13 protein-coding genes are annotated in these 16644 nt (G+C 34.8%); 12 read left to right on the forward strand and 1 reads right to left on the reverse strand.

Going from position 1 to position 16644, the window contains the following annotated elements:
- Window positions 1–11: 11 nt before the first annotated feature.
- The 10 genes from ACZIX2_RS04515 to ACZIX2_RS04560 all read left to right on the forward strand — a co-directional run bounded on the left by ACZIX2_RS04515 (window position 12) and on the right by ACZIX2_RS04560 (window position 11602).
- Window positions 12–449, forward strand: a complete 438-nt coding sequence (locus tag ACZIX2_RS04515; protein WP_463338889.1) for a thioredoxin family protein — start codon at window positions 12–14, stop codon at window positions 447–449.
- Window positions 446–1426, forward strand: a complete 981-nt coding sequence (locus ACZIX2_RS04520; RefSeq protein WP_463338890.1) for an FAD:protein FMN transferase — start codon at window positions 446–448, stop codon at window positions 1424–1426. Before ACZIX2_RS04515 ends, ACZIX2_RS04520 begins: the two co-directional genes overlap by 4 nt.
- A complete protein-coding gene (locus ACZIX2_RS04525) occupies window positions 1426–1635 on the forward strand; it encodes a DUF4266 domain-containing protein (RefSeq protein WP_438059457.1) in 210 nt (69 codons plus the stop codon). The genes ACZIX2_RS04520 and ACZIX2_RS04525 overlap by 1 nt, the downstream gene beginning before the upstream one ends.
- A gap of 35 nt (window positions 1636–1670) precedes the next feature.
- Window positions 1671–2987 carry a DUF3570 domain-containing protein gene (locus ACZIX2_RS04530; RefSeq protein ID WP_463338891.1) on the forward strand — a complete coding sequence of 439 codons (1317 nt, stop codon included), beginning with the start codon at window positions 1671–1673 and terminating at the stop codon, window positions 2985–2987.
- 2 nt (window positions 2988–2989) lie between these two features.
- Complete coding sequence (locus ACZIX2_RS04535) at window positions 2990–3652, forward strand: response regulator transcription factor (RefSeq protein ID WP_463338892.1); 663 nt, start codon at window positions 2990–2992, stop codon at window positions 3650–3652.
- A 12-nt stretch (window positions 3653–3664) separates the two neighbouring features.
- Complete coding sequence (locus tag ACZIX2_RS04540) at window positions 3665–5044, forward strand: sensor histidine kinase (protein WP_463338893.1); 1380 nt, start codon at window positions 3665–3667, stop codon at window positions 5042–5044.
- Window positions 5045–5136: 92 nt separating this feature from the next.
- The gene (locus ACZIX2_RS04545) at window positions 5137–5541 is read left to right on the forward strand and encodes a hypothetical protein (protein WP_463338894.1); all 405 of its coding nucleotides are present in this window, start codon (window positions 5137–5139) and stop codon (window positions 5539–5541) included.
- A 94-nt stretch (window positions 5542–5635) separates the two neighbouring features.
- Window positions 5636–9970: a CusA/CzcA family heavy metal efflux RND transporter gene (locus ACZIX2_RS04550; protein ID WP_463338895.1), complete on the forward strand. Its 4335-nt coding sequence runs from the start codon at window positions 5636–5638 to the stop codon at window positions 9968–9970.
- A 9-nt stretch (window positions 9971–9979) separates the two neighbouring features.
- On the forward strand, window positions 9980–11095 hold the full coding sequence (locus ACZIX2_RS04555) for an efflux RND transporter periplasmic adaptor subunit (RefSeq protein WP_463338896.1): 1116 nt from the start codon (window positions 9980–9982) through the stop codon (window positions 11093–11095).
- A 27-nt stretch (window positions 11096–11122) separates the two neighbouring features.
- Complete coding sequence (locus ACZIX2_RS04560) at window positions 11123–11602, forward strand: DUF2231 domain-containing protein (RefSeq protein WP_463338897.1); 480 nt, start codon at window positions 11123–11125, stop codon at window positions 11600–11602.
- A gap of 82 nt (window positions 11603–11684) precedes the next feature.
- On the opposite strand, the gene ACZIX2_RS04565 is transcribed toward ACZIX2_RS04560, so the two are convergent.
- On the reverse strand, window positions 11685–13385 hold the full coding sequence (locus ACZIX2_RS04565; RefSeq protein ID WP_463338898.1) for a putative transporter: 1701 nt from the start codon (window positions 13383–13385) through the stop codon (window positions 11685–11687).
- Window positions 13386–13745: 360 nt separating this feature from the next.
- Between ACZIX2_RS04565 and pckA the strand changes: the two genes are divergently transcribed.
- Together pckA and hisG are read left to right on the forward strand one after the other, a co-directional pair.
- On the forward strand, window positions 13746–15371 hold the full coding sequence (pckA, locus tag ACZIX2_RS04570; protein ID WP_463338899.1) for a phosphoenolpyruvate carboxykinase (ATP): 1626 nt from the start codon (window positions 13746–13748) through the stop codon (window positions 15369–15371).
- A 342-nt stretch (window positions 15372–15713) separates the two neighbouring features.
- Window positions 15714–16571, forward strand: coding sequence for an ATP phosphoribosyltransferase (gene hisG / locus ACZIX2_RS04575; RefSeq protein WP_463338900.1), 858 nt, complete (start codon window positions 15714–15716; stop codon window positions 16569–16571).
- The last annotated feature ends 73 nt before the right edge of the window (window positions 16572–16644 follow it).

Raw genomic sequence — 16644 nt, forward strand, 5'->3', positions numbered from 1 at the left:
TTGTTTTGAACATGAAATTAAAAGCCTTAATGCTGTTGTTTTTTTTGACTGCCATTGGTTTTTCTCAAAACTGGAGAACCAACTTTGAAGAAGCAAAAGCCGAAGCGAATAAATTAGATAAAAATATTGTTTTGGTTTTTTCTGGGTCTGATTGGTGTGCGCCGTGTATGAAGTTAGATCAAGTAGTTTGGAAATCAGAAGCCTTCAAACAAGAAGCAGAAAAAAGTTGGATTATTTACAAAGCAGATTTCCCAAAGAAAAAAGCCAATCAATTAGCTCCTGATTTAACTGCTGCAAATCAAAAATTAGCCGAAAAATACAATCGTGGCGGAAGCTTTCCTTTGGTTGTATTACTAGATAAGACTGGAAAAGTTTTAGGAATGACAGGTTTTAAAAATGTCCCTGCCAATGAGTATATTCAATTGATTCATTCTTTAAAGAAAAAATGAAAAAAATAATTCTTTTATTTCTTTTGACATCCATTTTCGCTTTTGGGCAAGTGACCCATAAGCGAAAATTGTATATGTTAGGAAGCCCTTTTGAAATGACGGTTGTTGCTAAAGATACCATTCAAGGCAACATTTACATTGATATGGCGGTAGCCGAAGTGAAGCGTATTGAAAATTTAATTTCAGATTGGATTCCAACCACACAAATATCTCAGGTAAGTAAAAATGCAGGAATTCAACCCGTAAAAGTTGATAAAGAAGTCTATGATTTGGTAGAACGTGCTATAAAAGTATCACAGCTTACTTCTGGCGCTTTTGATATTTCGTATGCATCGATGGATAAAATTTGGAAATTTGACGGAAGCATGAAGGCTATGCCCACTCCCGAAGCCATCAAACAATCGGTAGCCAGAATTGGGTATCAAAAAATTGTATTAGATGCTAAAGCTCAGACTATTTATTTGAAAGAAAAAGGAATGAAATTAGGTTTAGGCGGTATTGGTCAAGGCTATATTGCTGATAAAATCAAAGATTTGTTGCTATCTAAAGGCTGTACCTCTGGAATTGTAAATGTATCTGGCGATATTAACGCTTGGGGCTATCAAACGACAGGTAAACCTTGGACAGTAGCGATTGTCAATCCAATGAATAAAAGTAAAGTTTTTGCCACTTTTCCACTCGAAAATAGTGCAGTTGAGACCTCTGGGAGTTATGAAAAATTTGTGGTTTTTAATGGCAAACGCTATTCTCATATTATTGATCCTAGAACCGGTTATCCAGCTCAAGGAGTGGTCAGTGTTTCTGTTTTTGCTAAACAAACCGAAATTGCTGATGCGCTTGCTACAGGAATTTTTGTTTTGGGTGTAGATGTTGGTTTGGATTTGGTGAACCAACTAAAAGGTATTGGATGTATAATTGTTGACGATAAAGGAGAAATACATACCTCTAAAAATATTGATATTAAAAAGTTTAACTAATGAAAAAAATACTTTTTGCTAGTATACTAGTCGCCGCTTTACAATCTTGTACTACTGTAAAAGAATATGAAAAAGTAGCTATAAATGACCCTGATATGAAGCTTGCTGCAAGAGCATCAGAACGATATGAAACCACTTTTCAGGTTTACAGAGAAGCTTCTGCTGGAGCTAACGGAGGAAAAACTGGTGGTGGTTGTGGATGTAACTAGATTCTCAAAAAAAATATTTAATTGAAATATAGATAATGAAAAAAGCCCTATCCATTCTATTACTGAGTATTGTTTTCTTTGCCAATGGACAGCAGATAGACTCTACAACAGTTGGATTCAAGAAAAGAGTATTAGAAACTACCGAAGTCGATTTTTTGTTTAGTTATTATAAACAAGATGGGATACACTCGGCTGTTTCTGGAGGAAGTGGAACCGAGAACTTAACTGATGTTACGGCCGCTATAGTGGTAGCCATGCCCTTAAGCGATGATGAAGTACTCACAGCCGATGTTGGTATTTCCGCTTATTCTTCTGCTTCATCGAGTAATATTAATCCTTTTGATAGCAATACACCAAACCCTTGGCAATCCAGTTCAGGAGCATCACAATCGGATCAATTGACTAGTTTAGCTTTATCGTATTCTGCAAGTTCTGATGACAGAAACACGATTTGGAATGCTCACGTTTCTGGTTCGGTGGAATATGATTATTCTTCTATTGGATTTGGTGGTGGAGTGACCAAAGAATTTAATGACAAAAATACAGAAGTAAGCCTTTCTGCTAGTGCCTATTTGGATACTTGGAAACCTATTTATCCGAAAGAACTACAGGATTTTAAAAATAATGGAGATAATTTAAACGGTGGAATATTTGATTTTTTCACCATAACAGGAAATACAGCTTATAATCCGAGTCAATTTGAATTTCATAAGGATAAGAAAAGAAATTCTTATTCTCTGTCTTTAAGTTTATCGCAAGTGATAAATAAAAAAATGCAAGCATCCGTTTTCTTGGATGTCTTACAACAACAAGGTTTATTATCTACGCCTTATCAAAGGGTGTATTTTAAAGATGTGTATGCTTCCTTTATCAATGATTTTCAATTAGCCAATGATATAGAACGCTTACCAGATTCAAGATTTAAACTGCCCATAGGAGCGAGGTTGCATTATTACATCAATGAACGTTTTGTACTAAGGACTTATTATCGATTCTATACCGATAACTGGGGAGTACAGTCACATACTGCAAGTATTGAATTACCAATCAAAGTAACAGACCGTTTTACCATTTTTCCAATGTATCGTTATTATACACAAACGGCTTCAGACTATTTTGCACCAATCAATACGCATTTATCAACAGATCAATACTATACTTCTGACTATGATTTGTCTGCTTTTGATGCCAATCAATATGGATTTGGAGTCAATTATACCGATATTTTTACAAAAGCAAATATTTGGAAGTTTGGTTTGAAAAATATTGATTTTAGGTACAATCATTATGATAGAAGTGATGGTTTGAAGGCAGACATAGTATCTTTAGCATTTAAATTTTTAATGCAGTAACTATGAAAATTCTTATTGTAGAAGACGAAGTTGGAATTGCTGATTTTCTTAAACAAGGTTTAGAAGAAGAGGGCTATTCAGTATTGGTAGCTTACGATGGCGAAGCAGGTTTAGCCTTGGCTTTACAGCAAAAAGTAAACGTTATTTTATTGGATTGGATGCTACCAAAAATGCACGGAATAGACATTTGTAAAGCCATTCGAAAAGCCAATATTCAAACGCCTATTTTGTTTTTGACTGCTAGAGATACTGTACAAGAAACGATAGAAGGTTTGAAAGCTGGAGCGAATGATTACATCAAAAAACCTTTTAGTTTTGATGAATTAATTGAACGAATTAAAATTCATTTTAGAAATACCGTTTCCAATGACCTATTGGTTTTGGGCAACATCAGCATTGATCCGTCCAAACATCAAGTGCTGCAGGGCGATCAAGAAGTTAATCTTACGCAACGCGAATATGAATTATTAGTATATTTAATCAAAAATAAAGGTAAGGTTTGTACTCGAAATCAAATTATTGAGGACGTTTGGGACATTCATTTTGAATACGATACCGGTGTAATTGACGTGTTTATGAACGCCATCCGAAAAAAACTCAACCTCAATAAAGAAGAAGATCTTATTAAAACCATTCGTGGCGTTGGCTATATTGCTAATGATTAATTTTTCATAAATATGTTTTCATTTTCATACAAAGACAGAATTGCCTTTAACTATATTTTGAGCACGGGGCTCTTAATTTCTGTCGTTTTCATTGTGATTTATCAAAGTATGAAATACAATGTGAACACCCATATCAATGAAGACATTCAAACTGAAGTTCAAAAGCATTTAGAAGAAATTGAAATCGATCGCAACAATACCTATTTAATTCAAGTCGATCAGTGGCGAGCTAGAGAACACAATACTGTAAATGTCAACCCTGTTTTTGTGCAGTTTTTTGATGGTAACAATCAATTAATTGACAAATCTCCTAATTTGAAAGGCTTGCAGCTTAAAATGTATAAAGAGTCTTTGGACAACATATTCATTGATACCTATTTAAATAAAACGCCCATTCGTCAGATTCAAGTTCCGCTGTATGACGAACAAAAAATTGTAGGTCATCTGTTTGTAGCCATGTCATTAGATGATGCACAAATGATTTTGACCAACTTGCGTAATACTCTTGCACTCTCTTTTCCTTTAATACTCATTTTACTGTTCCTGATTGCTCGATTGATTGCAGGCAGAAGCATAAAACCTGTTACTGCTATCACCGAAACGTCTAGTAACATTACCAAAGACAATCTAAAAGGACGTATCGTTTTGCCTCAAAACAAAGACGAACTTTACACGCTTTCCAAAACCATCAATGATTTGTTAGATCGAATAGAAAATGCTGTAGAGCGCGAAAAACAATTCACTTCGGATGCTTCACACGAATTAAGAACACCGCTAACAGTTTTAAAAGGTACTTTGGAAGTTTTGATACGAAAACCAAGAACACAAGCAGAATACGAAGAAAAAATTGCATACAGTATCAAAGAAGTCAATCGACTGAATAATTTGGTGGACCAATTATTGTTGTTGGCGCGTTTCGAAAATCAAAAACAACAATTAAAAATTGAAAAGGTGTATTTGAACGCATTGATTTTGGATACTTTAACGATGTATTCTGAGAAGATAAAATCTAAAAAAACAACCGTTGTTACCCAATTCTCTTCTGATTTTTATATCGAATCCGATCATTATTTAGTGGCGATTATCATTGGAAATATCATCAGTAACGCCATCAAGTATTCTGGAGAAAACACTGTAATCACCATTTATTTGAATAAAGACGAAAAAGGCACCCACTGCATCATTACCGACCAAGGAATTGGGATAGCCAAAGCCGATTTGGATAAAATATACAACCCTTTTTATCGTTCGGAACCGACCAATCATCCCAATATAAAAGGTTCTGGATTAGGGCTTTCTATAGTGAAACGAATTGCAGAATTACTCCCTATGACTGTTGAAATTGATAGTGAAACCGGGAAAGGTACCCAAGTTGTTTTAAGTTTTCATTAATCTCTTTTTAAGCCGTTCTTAAGTTTTTTCATATATTTACCACTTACTTTTGTACTCTAGCTAGAGGCTGTAACCTGTGAAAGTAGTTGAATATGTCTGTCAAAAAAATAACGACTTTATTTTTCTTATTTGTTTTTGTGTATTCCAACACAGAAATAGGACAGTTATTCAAAATACCCAATTTGGTTCAGCATTATTTAGAACATCAAAATCACAACCAAGAGCAAGCCTTTTCGTTTATCGATTTTACTATCAGTCACTATAATAATTTAAACAAGCACACCGATACTGATGGTCACGACAAGCACGAAAACTTACCCTTCAAAAGCCAAACTATCAACCTAGACACAATAGTTTTGGCTTATGCTGAACCTCACTCCATTTTTACTTTAATGGAACCGGTTCTAATTCTTGTAAATCAAACACTTCCTATTTACAAAGAATGGTATATTTCTAATGTATTTAGTGCTATTTGGCAACCACCTAAACTAGTTTAAAAGTTATTGTAATGCTAATTATCTTTTTGATAAATAGTCTTTGTGAATTATTGGGTAACTAATGATTCTAACGTATAATTTTTAATTTATTAGTATGCTGAATAAAATCATAGCATTTTCTATCAACAATAAACTCATTGTATTATTGTTTACTTTGAGCGTGTTCGGATTCGGATTGTTCTCTGTATTCCAAATTTCTATTGGCGCTGTTCCTGATGTTACCAATAATCAAGTGCAAGTGATTACCACTTCGCGCAATCTCTCTACTCAAGATATTGAGCAATTTATTACATACCCCGTAGAGATTGAAATGGCCAATTTACCAGGCGTAAAAGAAATTCGTTCTATTTCAAAATTTGGATTATCGGTCGTTACCATTGTTTTTGATGACGATTTAGGAACGTATTTGCCTCGTCAATTAATCGCCGAAAAGATAAAAGCGGCATCCGAAAAAATCCCCGAAGGTTTTGGCACACCCGAAATGGGACCAATTACCACTGGATTGGGCGAAATTTACCAATACACTTTGGAGGTAAAACCTCAGTTTAGAAACAACTATTCCATAACCGATCTGAGAACGATTCAGGATTGGATTGTCAAACGACAATTATCTGGAATTAATGGTGTGGTCGAAATCAATACTTGGGGTGGTTATTTAAAACAATACGAAATCAGTATTCGTCCTTCTGAATTGAAGGCAATGAATTGTAGCTTGACCGAAATTTTTACCGCTTTAGAGAAAAATAACAGCATTGCAGGTGGGGCTTATATCGAAAAAACGAATCAAAGTTATTTCATTCGCGGTGAAGGAAAAGTCAATAGTATTCAGGATATTGAAAATATTGTGGTTAAAAACACCAATGGTCTTCCCGTTTTGATTAAAAATATCGCCAAAGTACAATTTGGTCACGCCAATCGTTTTGGAGCGATTACTGGAAACGGAGAAGGTGAGAAGGTACTCGGACAAGTGATGATGCTCAAAGGAGCCAACTCTAAGCAAGTCATTAGTGATGTCAAAGACAGAGTTGCCGAAATACAAAAATCGCTACCAGAAGGGGTGTATATTAATGGCTTTTTAGAACGAAGCGAATTGGTAGCAAAAACCACTTTTACAGTAGCCGAAAACTTAATTTTAGGTTGCTTGATTGTAATCTTTGTGGTGGTTGTATTGCTTGGCAATTGGCGTTCTGGATTGGTCGTAGCTTCGGTGATTCCGTTGTGTTTGCTGTTTGCTATTTCGTTTATGAATATTTTTGGCGTAGATGCCAATTTGATGAGCTTAGGTGCCATTGATTTTGGAATTATTATCGATGGAGCGGTAATTATTGTGGAGTTCATTGCCTTTCAAATTGCACAAAATTCGGCACATTTGGCAGGATTAAACAAAGAAAATCGTCAAATAGAGATTGATCAAATTACTTATAAAAGTGCTTCAAAAATGATGAATTCTGCCATTTTTGGTCAGTTAATCATTTTGATTGTTTTCATTCCTATTTTGTCATTATCAGGTATCGAAGGAAAAATGTTCAAACCTATGGCAATGACGTTTAGTTTTGCTTTATTGGGCGCGATGATTTTCTGTTTTACTTATGTTCCTGTTGTAGCTTCTATGTTTTTAAAACCAACAAAAGAAAATCCAAATTCTATTTCAGAGAAGCTAATCCGTAAATTAAATTCTTGGTATGTCCCCACCATTACTTGGGCTTTGGATAATACCAAAAAAGTATTGTACGGAGCCATTGCGTTATTAGTGTTTTCTAGTGTCGTGTTTAGTACGATGGGAGGTGAATTTATTCCGACCTTAGATGAAGGAGATTTTGTGATTCAACCTGTATTAAAAACAGGAACTTCTTTGACCAAAACCATCGAAACCACTACTAAAATGGAGAAAATCATATTGAAAAATTTCCCTGAAGTAGCGCAAGTAGTATCTAGAATTGGTGCTGCCGAAGTCCCAACCGACCCAATGTCGATGGAGGAAAGCGATATTATTGTGAAACTAAAACCTAAATCAGAATGGGTTTCTGCCACTTCCAAAGATGAATTGGCCGATAAAATCAAAGAAGCATTAAACGCTCAGATTCCAAATATGGAAATCGAGTTTACACAACCTATTGAAATGCGTTTTAATGAGTTGATTTCTGGAACCCGTTCTGATGTTGCGATTAAGATTTTCGGAACCGATTTGGATGTTTTGGCTAGAAAAGCGCACGAAATAGAACGCGCCATCAAAAAAGTACCTGGTGCTTCCGATGTTATTATTGAAAAAACAGAAGGTTTACCTCAAATGTATGTACAATACGACCGCTCCAAAATTGCGCGCTACGGTTTGAATATTGAAGATTTGAACGATGCCATCGCGCTGAGCTTCGCTGGAAAAGTAGTGGGAAATGTTTTTGAAGGCGAAAAACGATTCGATATGGTGATTCGTTTAGACCAAACCAACAGAAAGAGTATCGAGGATTTGAAAAACTTATATGTTACGGTTCCCAATAGTGCTCAAATTCCGTTGAATGAGTTGGCTACCATTGAATATGCTGAAGGTCCAGCCAAAATATCGCGTGACAATACCAATCGACGCATTGTAGTGGGAATCAATGTTAGAAATCGAGATTTACAAAGTGTAGTGACCGATATTCAAAAGATTGTAGATACACAAATCAAATTGCCAGCAGGTTATTATGTGAAATATGGAGGGCAATTCGAAAATTTAGAAAGTGCCAAAGCCCGATTGCTTATTGCTGTTCCTATCGCTTTATTGTTGATATTTATACTGTTGCATTTTGCTTTTGGCTCAATGAAAGAAGCTTTGATGGTGTATTCGGCGATTCCTTTATCGGCAGTGGGAGGCATTTTGTTGTTGTGGATTCGCGATTTGCCTTTTAGTATTTCGGCAGGGGTTGGTTTTATCGCTCTTTTTGGTATCGCTGTATTGAATGGTATTGTGTTGATTGAACACTTTAAAGAACTAAAACATCAAGGAATGACCGATATGAATGCCTTAATTTTGAAAGGAACTACCGACCGTTTGCGTCCCGTTTTATTGACAGCCGCCGCTGCCGCTTTAGGTTTTTTACCAATGGCGATTTCCTCATCGGCTGGGGCAGAGGTGCAACGTCCTTTGGCTACCGTAGTGATTGGTGGACTTTTTACCGCTACGGTTTTAACCTTAATTGTATTGCCGATTCTGTTTAAAGTCTTTGATTCAAAAGAATTTAAAAGACCCAAATTGAAAAAAGGCAAAAAGCACCTTACTGTTATTTTACTTTTATTGGCTAGTAGTTTTGGATTTGCCCAAAACACACAAATGTCACGTGAGGCTTTAATAACCAAAGCTCTTGAAAACAACAAAGGTATCAAGGCTGCCGCATTGCAAGTCAATAAAATGCAAGAGAACATCAAGAGCAGTTTCACCTTCGAAAAAACCAATGTGTATTATTCGTACGATCAAAATAATTTGGCCTTGAATAATTTACCGCTAAAAGTTTTTGGAGTACAGCAACGCTTTTTGTTTCCTACCGTTTATGGCGTACAAAAGAAAGCGAATACCTCAGAATTTGAGAAAGAGAAAGCTAATTTTGAGCTTCAAAAAAATAAACTTTCACTGCAAGTAGCCAAAACCTATGATCAAATCGTGTATTGGCAACATCAGGAACGTTTGTACTCATATTTGGATAGTTTGTACCAAAATTTCTCTAAAGCCAGCGACCGTCGTTTCGAATTGGGAGAAACTAATTATTTAGAAAAAATTACAGCGCAATCGAAATACAGACAAATTAAAACCAAACTCACCCAAATCAATTTTGAGAAAAAAGCACAATACGAATCCTTGCAAGCTTTGGTGCAATCCGACGAAAAAATAAGCATTCTTGAGAAAGAATTAGTACCAATGGCTACTTTGGATACTACATCAAATAAAGCTATCCATACTACTTATTTAGAGAGTATTAGTAAAATGTATAAATCGCAGGTTAGCTTGCAAAAACAACATTGGCTACCCGATTTGAATTTGGAATATTTTCAGGGACGAAATAACGGTCTGTCGCAATCTTTGTATGGTTTTCAAGTAGGTATTGCGGTTCCCATTTTATTCTCTGGCAATGTGTCTAAAACCAAAGTAGCCCAACTAGAATCACAAAGTTGGGAAGAGCAAAAGCTTAATCAAGAACAAAAAATGACGCAATTTATCCGTCAACAGCAAAATGAAATTGCCAAGTACCAAGAAAGCATCAATTATTACAACGCCACTGGGAAAAAATTATCTGAAGAAATCATAAAAGTTGCGAATAGCAGCTATAAAAACGGAGAAATAGACTTTTTTCAATACATTCAGAGTTTAGAAAATGCAGTATCTATAAAAATAGAATATGTAGAAGCTGTACTGCAATTCAACAGCAATCAATTAGAATTACACTACCTTAATTATTAGTTTATCAATATGAAAAAACAACTGTATATATTAGTGTTTACACTGCTTTTTATAGGCTGTAAAAAAGAAGAAACTACACCAGCAACAACAGAAGACGATGGTTTGGTTAGAGTTACTCAGGCTCAATTTCAATCCGCAGGAATGGTAATTAGCAGCCCTGTAATGAAAGATTTTGACGAAACGATAAAAGTGTCAGGCAAGATTGATGTTCCGCCTCAAAACAGAGCGAAAGTCACCACTTTCATAGGTGGTTATGTCAAAAGCACACAACTTTTGGTGGGAGACAGAGTTCGTAAAGGACAAGCTTTGTTAACTCTTGAAAATACGGCATTTATTGATATTCAAAAAGAATATTTAGAAGTTGCCGAGCAGTTAAAGTATCTCAAATCGGAATTTGTTCGACAAAAGACTCTGTATGATGAAAAAATCACCTCTCAAAAGAACTATTTCAAGGCGGAAAGTGAGTACAAAAGAGCTTTGGCAACCTATCAGAGTTTGAAACAAAAACTGATTTTGATGCATATTAGCCCTGTTCAGGTCGAAAAAGGGAAGTTTACGTCGGTGATAACCATTTATGCTCCTATTACTGGGGATATTGTGATTATGAATGCCAATGTGGGAATGCTGATGGCACCCGAAGATGTCATTCTAGAAATTGTTGATACAGATCACTTGCATTTAGAATTAGCTGTGTTTGAAAAAGATATTTTGAAAGTGAGTAAAGGGCAAAAAATCAAATTTACCGTTCCTGAAGCGACTAAGGAAGTGTTTAATGGAGAAGTGCATTTGGTAGGGAAATCCATAGAAGGCAATGATAGAACCATCAATGTTCACGGACATTTAGAAGACGAAACCAAGCAAAAATTACTTACAGGCATGTTTGTGGAAGCGGCTATTGTTTTTGATACTAAAAAAGGCTTAGCGGTACCTACCGAAGCTATTGTGAAAGAGAACAATAAACACTACGTTTTTACTTTGGTTACCAACAAGAATGGTTATGCCTTTAAGAAATTTGCTGTATCTTTAGGAGAACAAAATGAGGATTTTAGTGAAATAATCCCAAATACATTCATCAATGCTTCTACTAAAATATTAACCAAAGGCGTTTTTGATGTAGCAGAATAAAAATATTAACCAAAACTATAAATACTTATGAATGAAGCACATTTGCACCTAGTGGTGAACCATTTTCCTATTATCGGGACGATTTTAGGATTAGGAGTTTTAGTGGTTGGGTTGTTTTTGAAGAACAATTCGGTAAAGAATACAGCGTTTTTTCTGTTCATTATTGCGGCTATTTTTGCTGCAGTGAGTATGGCAACTGGAGAAGGAGCAGAGGAATTGGTAGAAGATATGCCTAACATTGGTCATGATATTATTCACGAACACGAAGAAATGGCAGAGAAATTGGCCGTAGTACTTTATGCTTTGGGGCTAACTTCTTTGGTTGGATTGTATTTGAGTTACAAGAAATCGGCTAAATCATCTTTGGTTTCCATTTTAGCAGTAACTATTGCAATAGTTGCCGTGTTTTTAGCACAACAAACCGGAACCACAGGAGGAGAAATTCGTCATACCGAGATACGAAAAATTGCTATTCCAAGCGATGTTCAAATGGAAGAAGAAGATTAATTTTTTTTTGTTGTTAATTAAAAAAGGATGTCTACATAAGCTAGACATCCTTTTTTTTGAAATTGAAACTAACAAAAAACAATTAACTCGCAAAGAGTAAGATAAGTAACTGTGCTACCAATATTCGACTTATCGTAACCAAAGGATATACCGTAGCATACGATTGATTAGGAATGTCAGAATCTAAGTACTTGTTACTAAAAGCTAAAGCCGCAGGGTCGGTATAAGCTCCACTCATAATTCCTACCATTTGATAGAAGTTGAGTTTGAAAACAAAACGGCTTAATATAATCAATATTGTCAATGGGATAAAAGTGATGTAACATCCATAATACAACCACATCCAACCATTATTTGCAATGAAATTTTCATAGAAACCATGACCAGCTTTGATACCCACAGCAGCAAAGAACATACAAATTCCAAAATCTTTCATAAAGTGAATCGCACCATTATTGATATAAGAATGAATCACACCAACACCTCCATATCTACTTATGAAAAGAGCGGCTAAAAGTGGTCCAGCGGCCAAACCTAATTTAAGTGGAACTGGCAAGGATGGAATCATAATAGGAATAGATCCAATGATTAAACCAAAGATTAATCCTCCAAAAAGGGATAAGAAATCAGGTTCAAGTAATAATTTTTTAGAGTTTCCAATGATTTTCTCTACTTCTTCAATAGCGGCATGATTACCAACAACCATTAAGGTATCACCGTAGTACAATTCTAATGAGGGTTGTGCCAATATTTCTAAACCAGAACGAATCACACGAGTTACTTTTACATCGAATTGATTGTACAAATCTAATTCGGCCAAAGTTTTATGAACGGCAGTTTTGTGGGTTACACTCAAAATTCTTGTTGTGATATCTTCCTCGGATTCAATAAATAAATCTGTTGAAGTTTTACCAACAATATCAATAAATGTATTAATGTCTTTTTGTTTGGCTACTACCATCAACACGTCTTTATGTTTCAAAACAGAGTCTACTGAAGGAGCAAAAACCACTTTCGAACCACTTTGTTTTTGTCTAGAGATAATAACATCCTTAATATCGTACTCTTTTAGAACTTGTTTGATGGTTTTACCAATGACCTCAGGTTTGGTAACCCTACATTTTTGTCTAACAATAACATTTTCTTCTTCTTTGTTTTGTTTTTTCAACATGATCACTTCCTTGTGTAAGTCGATTTTCAAAACATTTTTGGCTACAATAATTAAAAGAATTATTCCAAAAACCCCAATCGGATAGGTAATAGCATATGCAATAGCGGGATCTGAAAAGTGATCTACAGGTAGTTTTAATTGATTTTGAATTTCAATTAAAGTTGATTTAGCAGCTCCTAAACCAGGGGTATTGGTTACAGACCCTGACATTAAACCTACCGCGTTTTCAACTTTAATGTCTGCTAAAATATGAATCAAATAGGTGATGATACCTCCTAAAAATACTGTACCCACACCAAGTAAGTTGAAAACCAATCCTTCTTTTTTAAAGGAAGAAAAGAAAGTAGGACCTACTTGTATACCAATTCCGTAAACAAACAATATTAAACCAAACTCTCTTACAAATTGTATAAGATCAGCTTGCATGCTAAAACCTAAGTGACCTAAAAATAAACCAATAAACATTACTGCAGAAACACCCAACGACACTTTGCCAATTTTTAGTTTACCGGCAAAGAAACCTAAGCTGATAGTTAAAAATAAAACGATTAAAGATTGTGTCATTTCCGGCTCATCGGTCGGAGTAAACAAAAATTTGAACCATTCGAACATATGATTAAAATTTAAATTATTATTAAAATTTTTTAACAAATTAAAAGAATAACAGCATCATAATTACTGATAAATGTCATTTTTAGAGGCTGTTTTTGAATAAGTTAGAAAAATAATTTTTGAAATCGATTTCGTGAACGCTATCCGAAAAACCATGTTTCAACAATACAACGTTGTAGTATTTTCATTAAAACTTTAGTTATAGTCGAAATCGATTTCGTAAATTTATTATTCTTTTAGGGTTACTTTATGATAAATATCAGGTTTTTTTCGTTTAGGTCATCGTAAATTTGAGTACAATAAATCGATTTAGTGAAGTAAAATTTGTGTTAAATTAAACATTTGTAAAAGTATTGAATTATGAAAAATATTAGAATTATTCAGGAACTACACGAATTAGGAATCACTGGTTATCATGAAGTTTCCTATAATCCATCATATGAAGAATTATATAGAGCAGAAGTCTCTTCAAGAAGAAAAGGATATGAAAAAGGAGCGCATACTACCACAGGAGCAATTGCTGTGAAAACAGGCGTTTTCACCGGACGTTCTCCCAAGGATCGATATATAGTAAAAGATGACATAACAAAAGATACGATATTTTGGGATGGAAAAGTAAATTTTCCAACCACAAAAGCTATTTATGATTCCTGTAAAGAATTAGTATTGAATCAATTGTCCACCTCTCCAAAGTTGTATGTTGTGGATGCTTTTTGCGGGACAAATCCAGATACTCGCCTAAAAGTTCGATTTGTTATGGAAGTTGCCTGGCAAGCGCACTTTGTGACCAATATGTTTATCCGTCCTTCTATTTATGAATTAGAAAATTTTGGTACACCTGATTTTATTGTAATGAACGGTTCCAAAACTACCAATCCCTATTGGCAGGAACAAGGGTTAAATTCGGAAAATTTTGTCATGTTTAATTTGACAGAAAGAATTCAAATAATTGGTGGAACATGGTATGGAGGCGAAATGAAAAAAGGTATGTTTGCCATGATGAACTATTATCTTCCATTAAAAGGTATGGCTTCTATGCACTGTTCTGCAAACGTAGGGGAAGAGGGAGATGTTGCAGTATTCTTTGGACTTTCTGGAACTGGAAAAACCACCTTGTCTGCTGATCCTAAACGTTATTTAATTGGAGATGATGAACACGGATGGGATGATAACGGTGTTTTCAATTATGAAGGAGGTTGTTATGCCAAAGTAATTGATTTGAGCGAGAACAACGAACCTGATATCTGGAGAGCTATCAAACGTGATGCACTTTTAGAAAACGTAATTGTAGATGAATATGGTGATGTTGATTACTATGATCACACCATAACCGAAAATTCAAGAGTTTCTTACCCAATATATCATATCAATAAAATTGTTCTTCCATCAAAAGCTGGACATGCTAAAAAAATCATTTATCTATCTGCTGATGCCTTTGGTGTATTGCCTCCAGTTTCAATATTAGATGACGAACAAGCGCAATACCATTTCTTATGTGGTTATACCTCAAAATTGGCAGGAACCGAAAGAGGTATTACAGCGCCTGAGCCATCATTCTCACCAGCTTTTGGTGAAGCCTTTTTGACCTTACATCCTACCATGTATTCTAAAACGCTAATTGCTAAAATGAAAGAACACGGTGCTAAAGCTTATTTAGTAAATACAGGTTGGAACGGAACAGGAAAAAGAATTTCATTGAAAAACACAAGAGCTATTATTGATGCAATAATTAGTGGTGAAATAGATAAAGCACCAACAGCTAAAATTCCATATTTGAACTTAACCATTCCAACTAATCTTTCAGCAGTTAGCCCTGAAATTTTAGATCCCCGTTCAACTTATCATAATCCAAAAGAGTGGGAGAAAAAAGCGATTGATTTAGCTTCAAGATATATAAAATATTTCGAACAGTTTACCGACACTGAAGAAGGCAAACGACTAGTTAAAGCAGGTCCACAAATAGATGCTGTTTTAGAAAACGTATAGTTTGTTAGTTTGATTAATAATTAAGTTGGTTTTTTTTTAAACACTCGTTGCAACACAAAGGTTTTGTAGTGACGAGTGTTTTTTTAATAAAAATTTTAACAAAAAAGTTGAAATAATTTGTTTATTTATGATTTAAAACTATATATTTGCCACGTAAAAAAAACAAAAACAATGTTTGCAACTCAATTACATCATCATCATTTACATTATTGCTCTCAAGCGATGTGTTAATGGTATGTTTGTAATTCATCATATTTTAAAACCCGTTTGAGTACATCAAACGGGTTTTTTTATACCTTCTTAGTTGTACTCAAATTTTATCAATCTAAACAAAAAACTAAAATGAGTACACTAAAAATTGCTATCCAAAAATCAGGACGATTGAACGAAGATAGTATTCAAATCCTTAAAGATGCCGGAATATCCATAGACAATGGTATCGATCAATTAAAAGCAGAAGCCTCTAATTTTCCACTTGAAGTATTGTATTTGCGAAATTCGGACATTCCTCAATATCTTATCGATGGCGTAGTAGACATTGCTATCGTAGGCGATAATTTGTTAGTCGAAAAAGGTAAAAATATTGAAGTAATTCAAAAATTAGGTTTTTCGAAATGCAAAGTTTCTGTAGCCGTTCCTAAATCATTTAATTATACTTCAGTTAAAGATTTAGAAGGGATGCGAATCGCTACTTCTTACCCAAATACCGTGATTAATTTTTTCAAATCCAAAGGCGTTACAGTTGATATTCACCAAATTTCAGGGTCGGTCGAAATTGCTCCAAATATAGGTTTAGCCGACGCTATTGTTGATATTGTTTCTAGTGGTAGTACCTTGTTCAAAAACAATCTGAAAGAAGTCGAAGTGATTTTCAAAAGCGAAGCTGTTTTGGCCGTTTCTCCCAAAGTAAGTAAGGAATCTCAAAAGATCATCGACACCTTGAAATTCAGAATCGAATCGGTGTTGCGAGCCAGAAGATCCAAATATATTTTGATGAATATTCCCAATGATAAAATCGATGCTGTAGGCAAAATTCTTCCTGTATTGAGAAGTTTAACCGTATTGCCATTGGCGCAAGAAGGATGGAGTAGTGTGCACTCGGTTATTGATAAAGATACGTTTTGGGAAGTAATCGATCAATTAAAAGAAGTTGGCGCCGAAGGAATATTGGTTTGCCCAATTGAGAAAATGGTGCTATAAAATTTTAAATTTCAATACTGAAAAACCAAATTCCAAATTTTAGCGATTGGAATTTAGAATTTTAAAAATTGGA

Source organism: Flavobacterium riviphilum, assembly GCF_055231795.1.